Source organism: Cryobacterium sp. MLB-32 (genome assembly GCF_000738085.1).
Lineage (GTDB): Bacteria > Actinomycetota > Actinomycetes > Actinomycetales > Microbacteriaceae > Cryobacterium.
Window position 1 is genome coordinate 1 of record NZ_JPRS01000486.1, and the last position, 648, is coordinate 648.

General features: G+C 55.2%; 1 protein-coding gene. It reads left to right on the top strand.

The window, feature by feature from the left end:
* Positions 1-282, top strand: a 282-nt coding sequence (locus JF66_RS19540; RefSeq protein ID WP_035880553.1) for a hypothetical protein, incomplete at its 5' end; no start/stop codon positions are given.
* Between the last annotated feature and the right edge of the window lie 366 nt (positions 283-648).

The following is a 648-nucleotide window of genomic DNA, read 5'->3' on the forward strand; positions in this document are numbered from 1 at the left end:
TTACGCGACCCCCTCGTCTTGAAGGAAAAGTTTGACGCCACTGACGTGGGATATGAGAAAGTGCAACTCTTCCGCATCATGTCAAAACTTTATCCCGAAGGAATCCCAGGTGACGCGGCATTCAAGAAGTTTGTGAACGAGTCCTATCACATCGAGAACGAATATGTCATGCAGCTCAACCCCAGAGATTTTGACTCTGTCCCTGAACACGTGGTGAGGGCATGCGAGGCCCTCGTCAATGAGGCCGCCAATTTGAGGGACGATCTTCAGGTGCTCGTGTGATGTTCGGGCACAAGGCGCGTGCTGCCCAGGTGAAGATCGTGAACGCGATCTTCTACATGTCGTCGCTTCGATGCTTCGCGTAATGGCTGGCCGCAGCGCAGATGGCCTCGATGAAAAGCCGGTCGTTTCTAAGGAGCAAAGTTGATCCAGTTCACGAGTTTTATGCCTGTGCCGGAGCCAGCACGGACCAAGGTGAAGTTCAACATCCGAGCTGGGCTCGGAGGTGCCTCAGCCTGGGATCTCCTAATGGCCGATGACACCGAAGATTGGTTGGACATGAGCCGCCACCGTGAGCGGCACCAGAACAACAATCTCGACCGCGCCGAGTACTTGCTCGCGTTCGCGCAGTACTACCCGTATGGGCCC